The sequence below is a fragment of the Paracandidimonas lactea genome (assembly GCF_021653995.1).
GTDB lineage: Bacteria > Pseudomonadota > Gammaproteobacteria > Burkholderiales > Burkholderiaceae_B > Allopusillimonas > Allopusillimonas lactea.
On record NZ_JAJJOZ010000002.1, the window covers coordinates 379,936 to 395,150 of the forward strand.

The 15,215-nt window shown below is 64.6% G+C and carries 15 protein-coding genes; 8 read left to right on the forward strand and 7 right to left on the reverse strand.

From position 1 onward, the window contains the following. Positions 1-116: 116 nt before the first annotated feature. Entirely contained in the window at positions 117-1,385 is a 1,269-nt protein-coding gene (gene dprA / locus LOL23_RS05665) for a DNA-processing protein DprA (RefSeq protein ID WP_160978282.1), read from the forward strand. A gap of 69 nt (positions 1,386-1,454) precedes the next feature. On the opposite strand, the gene rimO is transcribed toward dprA, so the two are convergent. Then, positions 1,455-2,780, reverse strand: coding sequence for a 30S ribosomal protein S12 methylthiotransferase RimO (gene rimO / locus LOL23_RS05670; protein WP_237173266.1), 1,326 nt, complete (start codon positions 2,778-2,780; stop codon positions 1,455-1,457). 270 nt (positions 2,781-3,050) lie between these two features. On the opposite strand from rimO, the gene rsmB reads away from it, so the two are divergent. The 4 genes from rsmB to LOL23_RS05690 are packed head-to-tail and all read left to right on the forward strand — an operon-like array spanning position 3,051 to position 8,203. Then, complete coding sequence (gene rsmB / locus LOL23_RS05675) at positions 3,051-4,523, forward strand: 16S rRNA (cytosine(967)-C(5))-methyltransferase RsmB (protein ID WP_160978642.1); 1,473 nt, start codon at positions 3,051-3,053, stop codon at positions 4,521-4,523. Between the two features lie 56 nt (positions 4,524-4,579). Continuing rightward, positions 4,580-5,155, forward strand: a complete 576-nt coding sequence (locus LOL23_RS05680) for a DUF4390 domain-containing protein (protein WP_160978278.1) — start codon at positions 4,580-4,582, stop codon at positions 5,153-5,155. Continuing rightward, positions 5,155-7,494, forward strand: coding sequence for a sensor histidine kinase (locus LOL23_RS05685; protein WP_160978640.1), 2,340 nt, complete (start codon positions 5,155-5,157; stop codon positions 7,492-7,494). Before LOL23_RS05680 ends, LOL23_RS05685 begins: the two co-directional genes overlap by 1 nt. A gap of 10 nt (positions 7,495-7,504) precedes the next feature. Next, positions 7,505-8,203 carry a response regulator gene (locus LOL23_RS05690; RefSeq protein WP_160978276.1) on the forward strand — a complete coding sequence of 233 codons (699 nt, stop codon included), beginning with the start codon at positions 7,505-7,507 and terminating at the stop codon, positions 8,201-8,203. Between the two features lie 92 nt (positions 8,204-8,295). Here LOL23_RS05690 and LOL23_RS05695 read toward each other — a convergent pair whose 3' ends face one another. Further along, positions 8,296-9,252: a methyltransferase domain-containing protein gene (locus tag LOL23_RS05695; protein WP_160978274.1), complete on the reverse strand. Its 957-nt coding sequence runs from the start codon at positions 9,250-9,252 to the stop codon at positions 8,296-8,298. 164 nt (positions 9,253-9,416) lie between these two features. On the opposite strand from LOL23_RS05695, the gene LOL23_RS05700 reads away from it, so the two are divergent. Both LOL23_RS05700 and LOL23_RS05705 read left to right on the forward strand, forming a co-directional pair. Next, a complete protein-coding gene (locus LOL23_RS05700; protein WP_237173267.1) occupies positions 9,417-10,454 on the forward strand; it encodes a ComF family protein in 1,038 nt (345 codons plus the stop codon). Positions 10,455-10,458: 4 nt separating this feature from the next. Continuing rightward, the gene (locus tag LOL23_RS05705; protein WP_237173268.1) at positions 10,459-10,929 is read left to right on the forward strand and encodes a tRNA (cytidine(34)-2'-O)-methyltransferase; all 471 of its coding nucleotides are present in this window, start codon (positions 10,459-10,461) and stop codon (positions 10,927-10,929) included. Between the two features lie 51 nt (positions 10,930-10,980). Here LOL23_RS05705 and LOL23_RS05710 read toward each other — a convergent pair whose 3' ends face one another. Genes LOL23_RS05710 through LOL23_RS19055 form a run of 5 tightly spaced genes read right to left on the reverse strand, consistent with a single transcriptional unit; the run spans position 10,981 to position 14,493 of the window. Further along, positions 10,981-11,979, reverse strand: a complete 999-nt coding sequence (locus LOL23_RS05710) for a Bug family tripartite tricarboxylate transporter substrate binding protein (RefSeq protein WP_160978270.1) — start codon at positions 11,977-11,979, stop codon at positions 10,981-10,983. A 46-nt stretch (positions 11,980-12,025) separates the two neighbouring features. Next, the gene (locus LOL23_RS05715; RefSeq protein ID WP_160978268.1) at positions 12,026-13,075 is read right to left on the reverse strand and encodes an NAD(P)H-dependent glycerol-3-phosphate dehydrogenase; all 1,050 of its coding nucleotides are present in this window, start codon (positions 13,073-13,075) and stop codon (positions 12,026-12,028) included. 7 nt (positions 13,076-13,082) lie between these two features. Further along, positions 13,083-13,610, reverse strand: coding sequence for a protein-export chaperone SecB (gene secB, locus LOL23_RS05720; protein WP_160978266.1), 528 nt, complete (start codon positions 13,608-13,610; stop codon positions 13,083-13,085). A 51-nt stretch (positions 13,611-13,661) separates the two neighbouring features. After that, positions 13,662-13,922 carry a glutaredoxin 3 gene (gene grxC, locus LOL23_RS05725; protein WP_160978264.1) on the reverse strand — a complete coding sequence of 87 codons (261 nt, stop codon included), beginning with the start codon at positions 13,920-13,922 and terminating at the stop codon, positions 13,662-13,664. Positions 13,923-13,944: 22 nt separating this feature from the next. Continuing rightward, on the reverse strand, positions 13,945-14,493 hold the full coding sequence (locus LOL23_RS19055; RefSeq protein WP_237173269.1) for a rhodanese-like domain-containing protein: 549 nt from the start codon (positions 14,491-14,493) through the stop codon (positions 13,945-13,947). Between LOL23_RS19055 and gpmA the strand changes: the two genes are divergently transcribed. Continuing rightward, positions 14,467-15,213: a 2,3-diphosphoglycerate-dependent phosphoglycerate mutase gene (gene gpmA, locus LOL23_RS05735; RefSeq protein ID WP_160978262.1), complete on the forward strand. Its 747-nt coding sequence runs from the start codon at positions 14,467-14,469 to the stop codon at positions 15,211-15,213. The genes LOL23_RS19055 and gpmA overlap by 27 nt on opposite strands. The last annotated feature ends 2 nt before the right edge of the window (positions 15,214-15,215 follow it).

Below are 15,215 nucleotides of genomic sequence, written 5' to 3' on the forward strand. Positions count from 1 at the left end.
TTCGGCCTTGCTTCGATCGTGGCGTACCGCCTCCGGCGGGTACGGCGTCCTTGCTGCTTTGTTGTGTCGTCGGCGGCTTTTCTTGCTTTTGTTCCAACCTCGTTCCTGCCCTTTCAATGCCTTCTTCCCTCTCCCAAACCGAGCTGTCCGCCTGGCTGCGTCTCTCCATGGAGCCTGGGCTGTCCAGTGCGGACGCGCGCCGGCTGCTGGCGGTGTTCGGGCTGCCGCAGGAGATCTACGGGGCCTCGATGGGGGCGCTGGCGCGGGTAGTGCCGGCGGAGCTGGTGGCGCAGATGCGCGGCGAGCCGCCTGAGCTCGCGGCGCGTTCCATTGAGCGCGCACTGGTCTGGGCTGACGAGCCCGGCCATCATGTCCTCACACTCGCCGATGCCGCGTACCCGCCCGCGTTGCTCGATACGCATGATCCACCGGTGCTGCTGTACGTCAATGGCGATGCCTCCCTGCTGTCCCGTCCGTCGATTGCCGTAGTGGGTGCGCGCAGCGCCACGCCCGGCGGGCTGGACAATGCCCGGGCCTTCGCACGGCACTTGGCTGGGCAGGGGTGGTGCGTGGTGAGCGGCCTGGCCCAGGGGGTGGATGCCGCCGCCCACGAGGGGGCCTTGGAAGCCTGCCCGTCGGGCGGCAGCACTGTGGCGGTGCTGGGCACGGGCATCGATATCGTTTACCCGGCCGCCAATCGGGCCCTGGCGCATCGTATTGCCGCCGCAGGGGCGCTTGTATCCGAGTTTCCCATGGGCATGCGCGCACTCAAATACAACTTCCCCCTGCGCAACCGGGTGGTGGCGGGCCTGTCGCGCGGTGTGCTGGTGGTCGAGGCGGCGCGCCAGAGTGGTTCGTTGATCACTGCCCGCCTGGCCTCCGAGTTCGGCCGCGAAGTGTTCGCTATCCCGGGCTCCATCCATTCGCCGCTCTCGCGCGGCTGCCACGCGCTGATCCGCCAGGGCGCTCGCCTGGTCGAATCCGGCCAGGATATCCTCGAAGAACTGGGCATGCCTCGGCAGGCCCGTCCGCTCACGTCATCGACATTACGCGGCGCGCAGGACGGGCAGGCCGATATGTTCGCAGCGTCAGGCGCCGCACGTGAAGTAGCGCCTGCGTCAGCCGCTCCAGCGGCGCCGCGGCGCAATGCAGGGGTTGGCGAAACCGCCGTTGTGGGGGCCGCGGCGCTGGGTGGTGCCTCGCTGGCAGCCAGCAGCGACGCCGGAAAAGTGCTCGTTGCCTTGGCGTATGACCCCGTACACATCGATGTCCTTGCCGCCCGATCGGGTCTGGACGTCAGCACCGTCAACGTCGCACTGCTCGATCTGGAGCTTTCTGGCGCAGTCGTGCGCCTGGGCAGCGGCCTGTTTCAGCGGACGGCCTAGAACAGGTCGGCATACGCCCTTTTGTGGTGACCACTGAATCACGTGCGCCGACGCATATGCGGCCCCACCTCAAGCCGCGAGGTCGTCCCCGTACAGGTCGTATTCGTCAGAATCAGTCACGCGCACGCGCACCATGTCGCCGGGCTTGAGCGTGCGGTTGGTGTTGATGAACACGTTGCCGTCGATCTCGGGCGCGTCCGCAGACGAGCGGCCGATGGGGCCGTCGTCGTCGATCTCGTCGATCAGCACATCGATTTCGCGGCCGATCTTTGTGGCCAGGCGGGCGGTGGAAATCGCCTGCTGGTGCGCCATGAAGCGGTCCCAGCGTTCCTGTTTGACCTCGTCCGGCACCGGATCGGCCAGCGCATTGGCGGCCGCGCCCTCCACCGGCGAATACTGAAAACAGCCCACCCGGTCCAGTTGCGCCTCACTCATCCAGTCCAGCAGGTACTGGAAGTCTTCTTCGGTTTCGCCCGGAAAACCCACAATGAATGTCGAGCGCAGCGTCAGGTCGGGACAGGCCTCGCGCCAGGCCTTGATGCGGGCCAGCGTGCGGTCTTCAAAGGCGGGGCGCTTCATGGCCTTGAGTACGCGAGGGCTGGCATGCTGGAAGGGGATGTCGAGATAGGGCAGGATCTTGCCCTCGGCCATCAGTGGGATGACCTCGTCCACATGCGGGTAGGGGTACACATAATGCAGCCGCGTCCACACGCCGAAATCGCTCAGGGCGGCGGCTAGTTGCGTCATGTGCGTCTTGATCGGCTTGCCGTTCCAGAAGCCGGTGCGGAACTTCACGTCTACGCCGTAGGCGCTGGTGTCTTGTGAAATAACCAACAACTCTTTGACGCCGGCCTTCACCAGGCGCTCGGCCTCACCCATGACGTCGCCGATCGGCCGGCTGACCAGGTTGCCGCGCATCGATGGAATGATACAGAAGCTGCAGCGGTGGTTGCACCCCTCGGAGATCTTGAGGTATGCGTAGTGGCGGGGCGTGAGCTTGATGCCCTGGGGCGGCACCAGGTCTACATAGGGGTCGTGATCGCGCTTTGGGGGCACAACCTCGTGTACCGCGCGCACCACTTGTTCATACTGCTGTGGGCCCGTAACGGCCAGCACGGCGGGGTGTACATTGCGGATGAGCGATTCGTCCACGCCCATACAGCCCGTGACGATCACCTTGCCGTTCTCCGCAATGGCCTCGCCAATGGCATCCAGCGATTCCGCCTTGGCGCTGTCGATGAAGCCACAGGTGTTGACGATCACCACATCGGCGTCGTTGTACTCGGGCGTAATGGCATAGCCTTCGGTGCGCAGCTGGGTAAGAATGCGCTCGGAATCGACCAGCGCTTTGGGGCAGCCCAGGGAGACTACACCGATTCGGGGGGAAGTGGACATCTGGAAGCGGGAAATTAGAAAAAACGCTAGATTTTACAGCTATTTACGGATGTGCGTAAGAATTCTGCGCCGCGCCGTGCTCCCGCGCAGCCGCCATATCGCAATGCGGCGCGGCGGGGTGACAGGTGGCAGGGGTGTCCGGGCAGGCCGGCCTGCATTAATGATAAAGTCGGGCCATTCACCGCATTTCACTCTGACCGCCCCGTGCCCCAATCCAAGACACCGCAGGCCGCTGCAGCGCAGGCGCGCAGCGCCGCATTGAGCGACACCATGATGGCTGCCGCGCATAATGTACGCGACGTGCTCGCCGGGCGTTCACTGTCCGACAGCCTCGCACAGACGCCCGCCGCACTGCGCGCCTCGGCGCAGGCCATTGCCTTTCACGTTATGCGGCGGCTGGGGCTGGCGCGCGAGCTCAGGCGTCTGCTGGTGCGCCGCACGCCGCCCGACCCTTTGTTCGATGCCCTGATGCTGACGGCGCTGGCGCTGGCCGATACCGCGGTGCGCTACGTCGCCAGCACCTCGGCGGCCGATGCTGCCGTCCGCCACCCCGGCAGCAGCCGTGCCGGCGATACCGCGACTCGCCACCAGCGTGACGAGCCCGCGCCACGCCATGTCCCCGTCTATGCCCCGCACACCGTGGTGGATCAGGCCGTACACGCCGCCGACCGCCAGCGCGGCATGCGGCCCTACAAGGCACTGCTCAACGGCGTGCTGCGCCGTTTTCTGCGTGAACGCGACGCGCTGCTGGAGCAGGCGGCCCGCCAGCCCGAAGCCCGCTACAACCATCCGGCCTGGTGGGTAGGGCAGGTGCGTGCGGCCTACCCTGCGCAATGGGAGGCCCTGCTCGATGCCGCCGACCTGCCCGGCCCCATGACACTGCGCGTGAATGCCAGGCGTTCGTCCGTGCCCGCCATGCAGGCCGCGCTGCGTGACGCAGGCATTGCGGCCGCCTCAGCCGGTGCAGATGCCGTGGTGCTGGCTGAAGCGCGGCCTGTGCAGGCCATCCCGGGGTTCAACGAGGGCTGGTGGTCGGTGCAGGATCTGGCCGCACAGCGGGCAGGGCAGCTGTTGCCGGTGGCCGACGGCATGCGTGTGCTGGATGCCTGCGCCGCGCCTGGTGGCAAAACCGCGCACTTGCTCGAACGCGCCAAGCTTGAACTCACCGCGCTGGATGCTGACCCGGCACGGCTTGAGCGGGTGGGCGAAAACCTGCGTCGTTTGGGGCTGGATGGCCCCAATGTGCACCTGCAATGCGCCGACGCGGCCGACCTGGCCGCCTGGTGGGACGGGCGGCCGTTCGATGCTGTGCTCGCCGATGTTCCCTGCACCGCGTCGGGCGTTGTCCGCCGCCACCCCGACATTCGCTGGCTGCGGCGCGAAGAAGACGTGCCGCGCACAGCGGCGTTGCAGGCGCGCATCGTGGATGCGCTGTGGCAAACCGTCAAACCCGGCGGGCACTTGCTGTACGCCACCTGCTCCATCTTCCCGCAAGAAGGCGAGCAGCAGGCCGAGGCCTTCGTACGGCGCCATGCCGACGCGATTCGCCTGCCAGCCCCTGGCCAGATGCTGCCTCTTCCTGCGCCCGGCGGCGGTGAGCCTGGCGGCGCCAGCGACCGTGGCAATCACCATAATCATGACGCGCTTGAGGGCTCTGAAGATCACCGCGACCGAGGTCATGCCGCCGCCACACCAGCCGCATCCGACGGTTTTTTCTATGCGCTGTTTGCCAAGAAGGCGTGAGTCGTCAAAAATAGCGCATTCCCCTGTATGGCCTTTACGAAATTCCTGGTGGGTTGATGCTCCGACTCCTGCTCCCCGTTCTGATGTCCCTGTTGCTGGTGGCCCAGGCTTATTCCCAGGTGCCGGCGCAAGCGGAGCGCGTGGTGCGCATTGAGCCCATCGTGCGGGACGGCAAACTGTATATCGATGCCGACATCGAGATGGCCGTCACGGGCGACGTGCGTAATGTCGCCGAAAAGGGTGTGCCGCTTTATTTCACCGCCGATCTTGAAATCATCGAGCCCCGTTGGTGGTGGCTCGATAAAACAGTGGTTGACGAACAGCTTACCTGGCGCATCGTCTACAACGCGCTGACGCGCCAGTGGCGCGCCGGCGCGGGCGACCTGTCCCTGCCCGAATCCTCGCTCGACGACGCCCTCTCCCTGGTGCGGCACATACGCGGCTGGGCAGTCGCCGACACGGAGCTGTTCGAACACGACAAGCAGTACCAAGGCAGGCTGCGTCTGCGCCTGGATACCTCTATGCTCGCACGGCCCTTCCAGGTCGACGCCTACAACAGCAGCGCCTGGTCACTCGCTACGCCATGGAAAGACTTCACCTTCACAATCTCCGTCGACGCGCCCCAACGCTGATACGCTGGGGCTTGCGCATCGCGCTGGTCGTCGCCGCCTGTAGTGCGCTGGCGCTGCTGGTGCTGCTCGGCTGGTCTACTGGCAATGCATCGCGCTATGCGCAGCAGTACGATAGCCTGCTCATCCTCAACGGCGTGTTCGCCGTGGCGCTGGTCTCGTGGGTGGTGGTGCTGGCGGCGCGTTTGGCCAACCAGGTTCGCAAGCGCCAGTTCGGCGCACGCCTCACAGCCCGTTTTGCACTTTATTTCGCGCTCATCGGTGTCGTGCCGGGGGCGCTCATTTACGTGCTGTCCGTGCAGTTCATGTCTCGCTCGATCGAGTCATGGTTCAACGTGCGCGTCGACAGCGCGCTCGAATCGGGCCTGAATCTTGGCCGCGCGGCCCTGGACACGCAGCTCGAATCGCTGAACGCGCGCGCCAAAGACATGGCGGCGCGCTTGTCCAATGCCAGCGATGAAGACATGGCGCTGGCCATTACGCGCTTGCGCGAGGCCGCCAATATGTCAGAAGCCATGGTGTTTACCGCCAGCGGGCGCCTGGTGGCGTTTTCGTCGTCAGCCTACGGTCAATTGCTGCCGGATATGCCGCCGCCCGCCATCATGAACCAGTTGCGGGTCTCCCGTTCGTATTCTGCCGCCGAGGCGGACGATATGAAGCCGGAGGACGGGCAGCAGGCGCCTGGCACCGGCCTGCACCTGCGTGTGGTGGTGCCGATCTCTATGCCCGAGCGCCTCACCGGCGTGTTGGGTGTATCGCAGGACACTCGCTGGCTGCAGGTGATAGAGGCAGTACCCGAACAGATTGCCCGCAACGCCAACCAGGTGCAGCAGGGCTTTCGCGACTATCAAGAGCTGGCCCTGTCGCGCCTTGGCCTGCGCAAGCTCTATGGCATCACGCTGACCCTAGCACTGATCCTGGCCGTGTTTGCCGCCATGGTGGTGGCACTGGCGGTATCGCGCCGACTTGTGCGGCCGCTGCTCACCCTGGCCGCAGGCACCCAGGCCGTAGGGGTGGGCGATTACCGCCCATTGCCCGAGCCGCCTGAGAAAGACGAGGTCGGCCAGCTTACCCGTTCGTTCAACGCTATGACGCGCCAGCTCGACGAGGCGCGGCAGATGGTGGAAACCAATCGACAGCAGCTTGAGCGATCCAACGTATATCTGGAGTCGGTATTGAGCCATATGTCGTCGGGCGTGCTGGTGTTCGATGAAGGCTTTCGCGTGACGATGTTCAACCAGGGCGCGCAAGATATCCTGCGTGCGGACCTGCGCTCCGTAAAGGGCCGGCCGCTCGAAACCGCCGATGGCGCGTTCGAGCTGGCCCAACATATACGCCAGGCCTTCGCATCGCATACGGCGGTCGGTTCGGAGCGCCTGTACTGGCAGCAGCAATTCGAACTCGAGCTCGAAGCGGCGTCAGACAACGAAAAGAAAAAACATATCGTCACCTTGCTCGCCCGCGGCACGCATCTGAGCGTGGACGGGCGCGGCAACGGTTACCTGGTGGTTTTTGACGACATCAGCGAAGTGATCTCGGCAAATCGCACGGTGGCTTGGGGTGAAGTGGCGCGCCGCTTGGCGCATGAAATCAAAAATCCGCTCACGCCCATCCAGTTGTCCGCCGAGCGGCTGGCCATGAAACTAGACGGAAAATTGTCGGCCGACGACGCGGCGATGGTGACACGCTCCACCGATACTATCGTCAATCAGGTTGCGTCGCTCAAGAAAATGGTCGACGACTTCCGCGAGTATGCACGCACGCCGCCCGCACAGATGCAGCCCATCGATTTCAATGCGCTGGTCGCCGATGTTCTGTCGCTGTACGGCTGGGATCCACACGGCACCGCCAACAATGGCACCATGCGGCATGTGCTGGGCATGGAGATCGATTTCGACCCCGCATTGCCACGCATCGAGGGCGATCCCACACAGTTGCGCCAGCTCATCCACAATCTGCTTGCCAATGCACGCGATGCGGCCACACAAGAGCAGCCCTTTGAGCAGGCGCGCGTTTACGTGCAGACCCGCCTCACCCACACCTCGACCGACGACGGCAAGGACCGGCCGGCGGTGCGCCTGATTGTGTCCGATAATGGCCCCGGCTTTGCGCCGCAGGTGATCACGCGCGTGTTCGAGCCCTACGTCACCACCAAGACGGGTGGAACAGGTCTAGGACTTGCTATAGTTAAAAAAATCGTTGAAGAGCATGGCGGGAAAATCGATGTGTCTAATCGCCGCGAGGGAGGCGCACGCATTTCGATACTCCTGACGCGGCTTGCTGGTTCATCGCCGGCGCTGGACGCCGTCACGCAACGAGACGATAATTCGCAAAATAAATAGGTGAAGCCATATGGCCAGAATTCTGGTTGTAGACGACGAAATTGGTATACGAGAACTCCTGTCCGAAATTCTCTACGACGAGGGGCACACGGTAGAACTCGCCGAAAATGCCGCGCAGGCGCGGGCTGCGCGTCTGCGAGCGCGGCCCGATCTCGTCCTGCTCGATATCTGGATGCCCGACACGGATGGCGTCAGCCTGCTCAAGGAATGGAGCTCTCAGGGCCTGCTTGACATGCCCGTCATCATGATGAGCGGCCATGCCACGGTCGATACCGCGGTCGAGGCGACACGCATCGGTGCGGTCGATTTTCTCGAAAAGCCGATTACGCTGCAAAAGCTGCTCAAGACGATTGCAGCCGGGCTGGCGCGGCCGGTTGCCGCCGCGCCTATCGCCACGTCGCGTACGTCCGACGCGGTGCCGTCGCAGGCGGCCCGCAACCAGCCGCTCACCACAACACCCATGCCCGAAATGGGCGGCGAGCCCCCCCAGCCGGCCAATGAGTCCCGCTTGGGCACCATCTCGCTCGATCAGCCGCTGCGCGACGCACGTGATGAATTCGAGCGCATTTACTTCGAATATCATCTGGGCCGCGAAAACCACAGCATGACACGCGTGTCCGAGAAAACCGGCCTCGAGCGTACGCACTTGTATCGCAAGCTCAAGCAGCTCGGTATTGATTCCTCGCGGCGCAAACAGTCCAGTCACTGACGCAGCCACATGCCCGCCCGCGATGGGCGGGCTGCGTTACGACGCCGTTGCTATCCTTGCGGATACCACGCCGCATCCGTGCGGCCGCTGGGTTATTCGTCGTAGCGCTTGCGCGGGCCAGAGGGAGGTTCAACCCAGGGTTCCTGGGGCACGCCGCGCCCGATCGAGCCAATCGAAATCCGGGTCTCGCCTGAAGCCAAGCGTCGGGAAGCCATGCGCCACGCATGGCCGTACGCGACCTCTACGCTCAGGTGGATGGTGCCATCGATATGGCGCTGTGTGGACAGCGCATCCAGCAGACGTTGATGCCAGCCGCGCCCCGCCAGGCCGGCGCGTCGGCCAAGGCTGGGGTTGCCGCCCAGCATCCGCAGGTCTTCCAGCAGCTTTTCAGGCGTGCGGTAGGTAAGGGTGATGGTTTCCTGGTCCATGACCGGGTCGGCAAAACCGTTTTCGATCAGCAGGTCGCCGAAGTCGTGCATGTCGACGAATTCGGGCATGGCGGTGCCCAGCTTCGCCTGTATTGCCGCATGGCGAAGCTCTTTGAACGAGCCCGGCCCCAGGCAGGAAAACATGGCAAGAGAGTTGGGCTTGAGTACGCGCCGCCATTCGGCAATTGCGCGGTGCGGCTCAGGGTGCCAGTGCAGTGCCATGTTGGACCACACAAGATCCTGGCTTTCGGGCGCCAGCACCGGTTCGCCAAGATCGCCGCAGACGAAGGCCACGGGCGGGGTAGGTTTGTTGCGCAGCTTTTGCCACAGGCTCGGTTTGGTCGCGTAGCGTTCGCGTGCGACGTCCAGCAGCGCCTCGCAGGCGTCCAGGCCTGTGTAATGCATGGCGGGGTAGCGCGCGCGCAGCGGTTCGATGGCATGACCGGCGCCGCAGCCAGCGTCCAGCACCGCCTGCGGGGTGATGCGAATGATGCTCAGGCGCTGCAGCATGCGCTGTGCGATTTCGCCATACAGAAACTGGGCGGCGTCCAGTGGGCTGCGGCGTGCGAACTGGCGGATGACGGCCGAAGAGGAAATACGCAGTGAAGGAGGCTGTGACATGACTAGGCGCACGGGGTGGCGGCAGAGAGGAAGACGTGCTCAGATACTGCGATGGCGCCCGCCCGCGTGAACACATGGCGGACGGCGGTGCGAGCCCGCTGGGCAGCTGGCCAAGCATTGCGTACCCGGGCCGCAGCCCGCAACCTGCCAGGAAAACTACCATTATGGCCTATCTACTTCGCCGGCGCGAATCCGGACCCATGACGCGTTCGTGGCTTTTATCGTCTGTGGCGAGGCCGCTCGCGTCGTCACCGCATGAGGTGGTCGACGCTGATATGGCGTCGGGTGGCAGGGTGTCGCATCGCAGCGATTTATACGAAGGGGCGTCGCAAGCGCACAGGTGCCAACGGGCAATGTTTTATGGCGTGTCGCGGCGCGGGTGGTTGGCGGCGGCATGGGCGGCGCCGCTGGCGCGCCTGCCGGGGCCGTGCCCTTTGTGCGGCGAGCGCGCGTACGGCGGCAGCCTATGCCCCGCCTGCACAGATGCGCTTCGCGACAGCGTGACTGCGGCGGGGCCGCGCTGCCTGCGCTGTTGCGCGCCGCTGCATAGTCCGAACTCCAGCGAACAAGCGAATAACCCAGACGCCAGCCAATACGCAAATAGCGCGGGCTCTCGCGAGCACGCTGATTGCCCGGACTGCGCGTCATTCAGGCCGGCGCCAGCCTTTGATCGTGTTATTGCTGCCTTCGACTATGCCGATCCGGGCGATATGCTGATTCATCAGTACAAGTCGGCCGGGCGCTTCGCGATGGCGCCCATGCTGGCCGGCCTGCTCGCCGATGCCGTGCGCGCTGCCAACCCGCCGCTCGCTGCGGCCACCATCTTGGTGCCCGTGCCAGCCCGGCGAACGGCGATTCTGCGGCGCGGGTTTCATCCCGCTGGCGAATTGGCGCGCTATCTTGGGCGCCAGTGCGCATGGCCGGTAAAATCACAATGGCTGCGCCGAACCCGCGAAGGCGCACGCCAGGCCACACTCACGCGGCCCGAGCGCCTGCGTGCCGCTGAAGGCCTGTACGCTTGCACGCGGCCGTTGGCGGGCGCAACTGTCGCTGTGGTCGACGATGTCCTCACCACGGGGGGCACCTTGCATGCCGCCGCGCAGGCGCTCAAGGCCGCCGGCGCGGCATCGGTCACTGGCTTGGTGCTGGCGCGTACACCGCGTGGTCGCACCCCGCTTTCCTCATTGCATCAGTCTGGCTGAATCCATGTTTCATATCGTACTTGTCGAACCCGAAATTCCGCCCAATACGGGCAATGTCATACGTCTGGCCGCCAATACCGGCGCGGGCCTGCACTTGGTGCGGCCATTAGGTTTTGAGCTCAACGATGTAAAGCTGAAGCGGGCGGGGCTCGACTATCACGAATGGGCGCGCCTGCGCGTGCACGACAGTCTGGGGCTGGCTTTTGCCGCTATTGGCGGCGACCCGGCCCGACGCTTTGCGATGACGACCAAGGGCAGCCGGTTGATTGGCGCAGAGCCATTGCGGCCCGGTGATGTGTTCGTGTTTGGCCGCGAAACAGCCGGGCTGTCGGCGGCGCAGCAGGCGCTCTTTCCCGACAGCCAGCGGCTCAGGCTGCCCATGATGCCCCACCAGCGCAGCCTGAACCTGTCGAACGCCGTCGCGGTAACCGTGTTCGAGGCCTGGCGCCAGTGCGGCTACGAGGGCGGGGTGTAAGCAAAAAGCTGGGCGATTGCGAGGCGCGCCCGCCCGTCTGAAGGGCGATTATTAGTCCAGTGATAGGCCAAGCCGTTCGATCACGGCTTCCCAGCGCTGCTTCTCGCTCACCACCAGGTTGGTCAAGCCCTCGGGCGTGGATGGCGCGGGGGTGAAATACAACGCAGCCATCTTCTGGCGCACATCGTCGCGTTTGAGGATCTTCTGCATTTCGGCGTTCAGGTGCTTGACGATCCCGTCAGGCGTGCCAGCGGGCACGAAGAGGGCATCCCACGAAATCGACTCGAAGCCGGGATACCCTTGCGAGGCCATGGTGGGTATGCCCGGCATCACATCGCTGGGCTCCAGGCTGGTAATGGCCAACGCGCGCACTTTGCCCGCGTTGATCTGGGGTGCGGCGATACCGGGCACCATGAAGCTTGCCTGCACGTCGTTATTGATGACGGCGCCTATCACTTGCGGAAAACCTGGATAGGGGATCTGCTCGAGCTTGATGCCTGCCGCGTGCTCCAGCATGGCCATGCCCAGGTGCGACGAGCTGCCGGGCCCGACCGTGCCGTAATTCAGTGCGCCTGGCTGCGCCTTGGCGGCGGCGACGAACTCCTGCACCGTTTTGGCGGGCGACGCGGCGGGCACCACCAACACGTTGGGGCTGGTGCCCACCAGCGAAATGGGGGCGAGGTCCTTGAGCGGGTCGTAGCCCAGCGTTTTCTTGTACAGCGCCGGGGCGGTCACCATGGGGCCGTTGATCGTGAGCAGCAGTGTGTAGCCGTCGGGCTTGGCGCGGCTGGCGTAGCGTGTGCCGATATTGCCGCCCGCGCCGGGCTTGTTCTCGACTACCACAGGCTGCCCCAGGCTGGCTGCGAGCGGTTCTGCGATGGCGCGGGCCAGCGTGTCGGGCGACGAGCCCGGTGGAAAGGGGACCACCATCTGCAGCGGCTTCTCGGGCCAGGCCGCATGCGCGGACATGGCCAGTGCGAATGCGCCTGCGCCGGCCAGCCATTTGAGCGCCCGGATGGCCCGGCCGCGGGAAGGAGAGTGGGCAATCATGAGAAGTGGTTCCTGTAAAGTTCGAAAAGTGGGCGCCAGGGCCTGCTTAGCGCGGCGCCTCTGGCCGTGCCTCACGCGACAACAGGCTGGACACCGCATCTCGCGGCGCAAGCCCCTCGAACAGCACCCGACAGACGGCGTCGGTGATGGGCATGTCCACGCCCAGCCGGCGCCCCAGCGCCTGCGCGGCACGCGCACAGCGCGCGCCTTCGGCCGTAATGCCGCCCGCCAGCGCTTGTTCGAGTGTATTGCCTTCGCCGATGGCCACGCCTACCTGCCGGTTGCGTGACAGTGGCCCAGTGGCGGTGAGGACGAGGTCGCCCAGCCCGGTGAGGCCGGCGAAAGTTTCGGCCAAGCCACCGAGTGCAAGGCCCAGGCGTTGCATTTCGGCCAGCCCGCGCGTGATCAGGGCGGCACGGGCGTTGGTGCCCAGCCCAAGGCCGTCGGAGATGCCGCAGGCGATGGCTATGATGTTCTTGAGCGCGCCACCCACTTCGACGCCGACGATATCCGGGCTGCTGTAGATGCGGGCCTGGCTGCCGTGCATGACCTCTGTGACGGCTTGTGCGGTAGCGGGATGGGTTGTGGCGATGGTGAGTGCGACAGGCAAGCCCTGCGCCACCTCGCGGGCGAAAGACGGCCCCGACAGCACACCCAGCCCTACGCCCGGCAGGCCGGCAAAGGCCGTCTGGGCGATTTCATGCGGAAGCTGCCCCGAATCGGGCTGAAAGCCTTTGCACGTCCAGACGATGCTGACGTCTTCGCGCGAATGTGCGGCCAGCAGGGCGGCGAGCGTGTCGCACAGCGCGGGCATGCCGGCAACGGGCACGCCCAGGATAATCAGCCGTATGCTTGTGCCGCCCAGCACATGCGCAACAGCGTCTTCGAGTGAGCTGGTGGCGCGCAGTGAGCCAGGGAGGGTTATGCCGGGCAGGTAGCGTGGGTTGGCGTGCTGCTGCGTAACAGCGTGTGCAGTATCGGTATCGCGGGCCCACAGCAGCGTGTCGGCGCGTGCACAGGCTAGCGCAGCCAGGGCCGTGCCCCAGCTGCCCGCACCCAGTACCGCGACGCGCCTGTGGCTGGCCTTGGTAGCCATGAACGGCTTATTGGCGGGTTGCGCCGGGAGGGATGTAAAGGCCCGAGTTCGCTTGGCCGTCTTTCTTTTGCTCTTCGGCGAGTTGGGCGACCCGTTGCTCGTACAGCGCCTGGAAGTTGACTTCGGTGAGGTGCAGGGCGGGCAGCGAGGTGCGGTTGATCGCGTCGGCGATATTGGCGCGCAGGTAGGGGTACAGCATGGTGGGGCACACGATGCCCAGCAGCGGGTCGAGCTGTTCGGCCGGAATGTTGGCGGCCTCGAAAATGCCGGCCTGGGTGGCCTCGACCAGGTACAGGACCTTGTCATCCACGCGCGTGGTGACTGTGGCGGTGACAGTGGCTTCGAACACCGTGTCGGCCAGGCGCTGGCCGCCGACATTGATCGATACTTCGACCGTGGGGGTTTCCTGCTCCAGGAAGATCTGCGGCGCATTCGGCATTTCGAGCGACAGGTCTTTCACATAGGTGCGCTGCAGGCCAAAGCTGGGTGCGTTTTCCTGCTGGTCGTGGGAGTTGGGTTGCTGTTCGTCTGCCATGAGAGTTCCGTGTTGTAGATTTAATAAGTGTGTAACAGGCGCTGCGCGGGCTCAGGCCGCGCGCAGCAGGGGCATCAGGTTGTCTGCGCGATCGAGTGCTGCCAGGTCGTCGTAGCCACCAACATGGGTGTCACCGATATAGATTTGCGGCACCGTGCGGCGGCCGGTGCGCGACATCATGTTCTCGCGTTCGCCGGGTTGCAGGTCGATACGTATTTTTTCGATTTCTTCCACACCGCGCTGCCTGAGCAGCATTTCGGCGCGCATGCAGTACGGGCACGTCGCGGTGCAGTACATCAAGACTTTGGCCATGGGGTATCCTTCGGTTGCAGGCTCAGTGTTTCTTGGACACCGGCATGCCGGCTTCCGTCCAGGCGCGCAGGCCGCCATCCAGGCAGACCGCCTGGCCGTAGCCCTGCTTGCGCAGTGCCGCAGCCAAGCGGCCGGATTCACGCCCTTGTTCGCAGAACAGAATGATTGGTTTGTCCTGCGGCAGTGATTTCAGTTTAGCTTGAATATCGGCGGCCGGCAGGTTGCGCGCCTGCGGGATCGTGCCGGCCTTGAAGGCGTCGGCCGGCCGCACATCCACGAACAGGCCCTGCTGCTGGTTGGCCAGCTGTACGGCCTGGCTGACGCCCACGCCGCGGCCGCCGCCCTTGAGCAGGTTGGGCAGCATCAGCATGACACCCGATGCTACTGCAGTGAAGATTAAAATGAGGTTGGTCTGGTCGAGAAAAAAGTCCACGATGCGTTCCGTTTGTGGCCTTGGCGCGGCCTTTGCCCAGCCCCCGAAGCGGGGCGGAATCCGGGGATTATAAAATGGTCGGCGATTTTCAACTTTTAGGCCTTGTCTGCTATGTATAAACTTGTTCTGATGCGCCACGGTGAAAGCCAGTGGAATCTCGAAAACCGCTTCACCGGCTGGAAAGACGTCGACCTTACCGACACAGGCCGCGAGCAGGCCAGGAAGGCGGGCGTGTTGCTCAAGGAAGAAGGCTACACCTTCGACCTCGCCTTCACCTCCGTGCTAAAGCGCGCCATCCGCACGCTTTGGATCGCGCTGGACGCGATGGATGCCATGTATACGCCCGTGGGCATCAGCTGGCGCCTGAACGAGCGCCACTACGGCGCGCTGCAGGGGCTGAACAAGGCCGAGACTGCCGCGAAGTTCGGCGACGAGCAAGTGCTGATCTGGCGCCGCGCCTATGCAATTGCGCCGCCGCCCATGGATATGGACGACGAGCGCCACCCCAGGTTCGATCCACGCTACAGCAAACTCACTCCCGAACAATTGCCTGCCACCGAGTGCCTGAAAGACACCGTGGCCCGCGTGCTGCCGTTCTGGAATGACTCTATCGCCCCGGCCGTCCGTTCTGGCCGCAAGGTGCTCATCGCCGCCCACGGCAACAGCCTGCGCGCGCTTATCAAGCACCTGGACAACATGTCCGACGACGACATCGTCAGTCTCAACATTCCCACCGGCCAGCCGCTGGTGTACGAGCTCGACGAAAACCTCAAGCCGCTGCGCCATTATTACCTGGGCGATGCCGAAGAAATCGAAGCCGCAATGGCGGCGGTCGCCAACCAGGGCAAGGCCAAGTAACG